General features: G+C 43.8%; 4 protein-coding genes and 1 pseudogene. 2 read left to right on the top strand and 3 right to left on the bottom strand.

The window, feature by feature from the left end; translation table 11 throughout:
- On the bottom strand, window positions 1-496 hold a 496-nt coding region (locus PX481_RS11085), incomplete at its 3' end, for an Rpn family recombination-promoting nuclease/putative transposase (RefSeq protein WP_502888596.1).
- Between the two features lie 27 nt (window positions 497-523).
- Here PX481_RS11085 and PX481_RS11080 point away from each other — a divergent pair.
- Window positions 524-742: a hypothetical protein gene (locus PX481_RS11080; protein ID WP_071824944.1), complete on the top strand. Its 219-nt coding sequence runs from the start codon at window positions 524-526 to the stop codon at window positions 740-742.
- Window positions 743-880: 138 nt separating this feature from the next.
- Here PX481_RS11080 and PX481_RS11075 read toward each other — a convergent pair whose 3' ends face one another.
- Window positions 881-2,308, bottom strand: a complete 1,428-nt coding sequence (locus PX481_RS11075; RefSeq protein ID WP_002756578.1) for a glycosyltransferase family 2 protein — start codon at window positions 2,306-2,308, stop codon at window positions 881-883.
- A 211-nt stretch (window positions 2,309-2,519) separates the two neighbouring features.
- Between PX481_RS11075 and PX481_RS11070 the strand changes: the two genes are divergently transcribed.
- The gene (locus tag PX481_RS11070; protein ID WP_002756581.1) at window positions 2,520-3,755 is read left to right on the top strand and encodes a bifunctional sterol desaturase/short chain dehydrogenase; all 1,236 of its coding nucleotides are present in this window, start codon (window positions 2,520-2,522) and stop codon (window positions 3,753-3,755) included.
- Window positions 3,756-4,111: 356 nt separating this feature from the next.
- Here PX481_RS11070 and PX481_RS11065 read toward each other — a convergent pair.
- Window positions 4,112-4,292: pseudogene (locus PX481_RS11065) on the bottom strand (hydroxymethylbilane synthase); the annotation flags it as partial.

Here is a 4,292-nt window from a genome sequence, read left to right as displayed (position 1 = left end):
TAGCCATCAAAGCCGAAGCAACCGGATTCGGCTGATTGAGAAAATCTCGCCAATTTAATCGATTTAACTGCACTACTTGATAGTTAAATTCTAACACCTTAAAATCGGGAAAATCGACTACATATTGACTAATCGCTTCTCTTTTTGGCTTTGAATAAGAAAAAATTACAATCGGATAAATCGGTAAGACAAATTTCTCATGAAAGCGAGCAAAATAAGTAAACATTCGCCGGTTAAACCACTGGCGGGAACTTTCCTGCGCCTCCACATGAATCAGAAAAAAAGATTCTTTTCCTCGAAACTTAACTTGTGCGACTAAATCGCTTTCATACCTTTCTCCTTCGGTGACATCGGTAAATACTTCTTTGTCTAAAAAAGTAATCGAGTCCCTATCTAAATAATCGATCAATTGAGGGAAAAACAACTCAATAAATTCGACAAAAAAGGTGGAGATTAACTCCTTAAATAAGCGGTCATGGTCAATATTATTAGTCATGTAATATCATCTTAACTAATCTGAGCGATGAATGACTACTCTTCTGTATTGTATTCTGAAAAGTCGGTTTTGGCAACGGATTGTTATGATCTCACCCCCTTAACCTACGAGGAGAGGGGGATGCTTCCCGCAAAAAAAACTACAGAAAACGGGTTTCTTGAAGAAACCCGTTTTCTCGAGAAAAAAAACTGGAGCGAGCGCTTTTCGCCACCCCAGTGCTGTCACGGAATTCAATTCTGTATCTAAATTAACACATTATTGGTAGCAAGCATGATTAAGGAAATTGGAAATTTTTCCCAAAGGGGTTTCCAAAGGCTGTAACCTTTACTGACAGGGGATTTCAGTCCTGATAAGTCCAAAGTTTTGGGAGTCTATCCTCGAAAATTAAACTTCGGCGCTGAGATGTTCCCCCAGATGAACGGTTTTCACCCATTTTAAACGTTTAGGACGCAAAGCCATCCGCAGGCTGACACTGGGAATAATAATAAACCAGTGCATCATATAAATCATGCCGCGAATGGTTTGAGCAAGGATGTCCAAACCAAGAGCGAAAGTGAATTTTTTACCCGTATTGACTCGGATTAATCCTGTCACCATCCCCCAGAGAGAAAGGGAAAGAGCCAAACCAGTTAAAGGAGTTAAAATCGGAGCTTGATGACGAGTAATAGTGATTAAAAGATCGGGAATAGCGGCCGCAGGTAAGATATATTGAACGATCAAAAAAGCAATTAAATCAAACTTTTTCGGCCAAGGCATGGGAGACTTTAAAATTGCTTTCCAATAGTCGAGATAACGCTGAAAACCACCTTCGGCCCAACGATTGCGCTGATGCCATAAAGCGATCGCAGTTGTCACCCCTTCTTCCGCTACTGCGGGAAAATTTAAGATATTAATTTTCCAATTATCGATATGGAGACGAATAGTTAAATCAAGATCGTCGGTGATCGTTTGTTCATTCCAACCCCCGCAACGATTTAAGGCACTACGTCGGACAAATTGACCATTTCCGCGCAATTCTCCGATCCCTCCCACTGCGATCCGTTGCTGTTGGAAACAACTATCAAAGATCATTTCTACCGCTTGTCCCTTTGTCCAGAAGTTTTCGGCGGCATTGGCGATCGCTTTTCGCACCTGTACCGCACCTACTTCTCGATCGTCGAACATCGGGACGACATGACGCAGTAAATCGGCGGATAATCCCGCATCGGCATCGAATACGCCAATAATTTCCCCGTTAGTCAGGGATAAAACCTGATTCAAGGCGCCGGATTTGCCACCTCCGGCATTAGCAGGACGATGGAGAATTTGTAATTGGGGATATTCTAAAGCAAGGCGATCGAGAATTGCACCGGTGTTATCGGTACTATAATCATCGACGATCCAAACTTCTAACTTATCTTGGGGATAGTCTAGATGACAGAGATAATTAACCAGTTTCGTGATTACGGTTTCTTCATTTTTGGCCGCTACTAAGAGGGACACCCTGGGGACAGAGGCTAAATCCTGATCTGGTAAAGGAACTGGCGGCGTTTCTGGTTTGGTGAACAGCAGCCGCAAAGCTTGCCCCGATAGTACCATAGTTAAGGCGATAATTGCCCAATAACCCCAACTAAGCCAATGAAGTCCGATAATTATTGTCCAGATCGCCATGAGGCTAAAAGCCGCTTTCTGTCTGCGTCCCGATCGGCCTTGAAAAATTTCGCTCCTAAATTCGTCCTCTTCGTCTTCGGGATCGGACCAGTCAGATAGGAGGGAACCAATCGGGTCTAATTCTTCGTTATCATCCTCTCGCGACCAATAATTTTCTGCCATAATCGACTCAGGTTAAGTAACTGTTCCAGTAGACGCTTGTTTCTTGCTTTATTTTACCGAAAATTGTTAAAATTTTTAACAGAATCTTAAGTTTTTTCGGGAAAGAAACCCTAGTTTTTCAGGCTATTGGTTTTTTTTGCCCGATAAATGCGCTTTTTCGGCTAAGATTGCTCTGTTTACATTCGTTGAGAAAATTTAACATTTATCCCCTATGTCAAACCTGCTCCTCTGTGTCGGACTGATTTGTGGCTCAATTATTTGGGTGGAGATCGTGCGTGATAGCTATCATGCTCTGGCCCACCATTGGCAGCCCCTTTATCGTCTGCACGTCTGGCATCATCGGGTTTTTCGTCCCGATCTGTCGGTAATGAGCGAGGAAATTTATCGTCGGGCGCACTGGTACAATGATGTACCAGAGGCCTTGGTGATGTTGGCTGCCAGTGTTTTACCTGTACTACTGGCCTACTCTTGGGGGTTCGATCGCCCTTGGTTGGGTTGGTTAGGTTCCCTTTATACTTTGACTTTTCTCAGTACGGCGATCGGTCGAGGTTTAGGCATCGCCAATCTGGAGGAATTAACCGATTTAACCCATCGTCCGGGGCAATTTGAGAGTTTACCGGCTCAATGGCGCGTTAATCGTACCTACCACTGGCGACACCATTTTGATAACCAAAAGGCTTATTATTGTGGAACTTTCACCTTTATGGATAAATTGATGGGGACGGCACTTTCTCTTAAGGGTAAAACGATCGCCATTACCGGAGCGAATGGAACCTTAGGGCGATCGCTGTTAAAGTACCTACAACTGAAAGGAGCTAAGGTAATCGCGCTCACTTCCAGGGAGAATGCGATCGCTATTGAAATTAACGGCGAATCAGTACCTGTAAAAACCGTGAAATGGCAAATCGGTGAAGAAACGCAACTTGAGGACTTATTTAGGTCTGTAGATATACTGATTTTAAATCATGGCGTTAATGTCCACGGCCAAAGAACCCCAGAAGCGATCGAATTAGCCTACCAAGTGAATACTTTTTCCGTCTGGCGTTTAATGGAATTATTCTTCAAAACTGTCCGCACTAACGAGCAAATTGCCCGCAAGGAAGTCTGGGTGAATACCTCGGAAGCAGAGGTTAATCCTGCCTTTAGTCCCCTCTACGAACTCAGTAAACGAGCGATCGGTGATATGATTACCCTGCGTCGTTTAGATGCCCCCTGTGTGGTAAGAAAGCTAATTCTTGGCCCTTTTAAGAGTAATTTAAATCCTCTGGGTATTATGTCCGCCGATTGGGTGGCTAAACAGATTATCAAGGCGGTACAGAGGGATAGCCGCAATATTATTATTACTATTAATCCCTTGACTTTTATCACCTTCCCAATTAAGGAATTCTCTGTTTCTACTTACTTAAAACTATTTACTCGTTCCCCAAAAAATCGGGAAAATCCCTAACTATTTAGGGTTTGCAGCAAAAAGTTTGTTGGTGGGGACAGGGTGTGGGGTGTGGGGTGTGGGGTGTAGGGTTTTACCCATTTTCAGGGGGTTAATTACCTAATTTTCAGGGAAAAAGTATCTGAAATTTCCCCCCGATCACTCTCGGCTGGCACTTTTTGATGGGAAAAAAGTCTAAAAGTCTTATCCAAGAAGATTTTTAGATTGATTCAGCCCACCCTACTTAAGACTGATACCATTTTTCATAAGTAATGGCAGAGATGGTTAATCGCCCTCACCCCCACCCCCCCGACGTCGGGGGGGCAACGGGGGGTAAGATACCTGCCATGAATAAAGAAAAATGGTATGGTAACTGATTATCGTCCCACTTCAGCGAAAATCTCGGCTAAAATCTCTCCAGCACCAGCCTCGCGCACTTTATGGGCTAAATCTCGTCCTAAGACTTCCCCATGGCTAGGATCACCGCTAACCGAGTCCTTAATCAGGCGCTTACCGTCGAGACTAGCCACCATACCCGTTAAAGTTAGGATACCATCC

This window comes from Microcystis sp. M53603_WE2, from assembly GCF_030065435.1.
Note: the sequence above shows the minus strand (reverse complement) of the source record. Positions and strands in the feature narration are given on the sequence as shown.

Bases quoted from the DNA above. Each gene is read 5' to 3' on its own strand.
- PX481_RS11080 (WP_071824944.1), top strand. From the start codon at position 524: ATGAATGACTACTCTTCTGTATTGTATTCTGAAAAGTCGGTTTTGGCA.
- PX481_RS11075 (WP_002756578.1), bottom strand. From the start codon at position 2,308: ATGGCAGAAAATTATTGGTCGCGAGAGGATGATAACGAAGAATTAGAC.
- PX481_RS11070 (WP_002756581.1), top strand. From the start codon at position 2,520: ATGTCAAACCTGCTCCTCTGTGTCGGACTGATTTGTGGCTCAATTATT.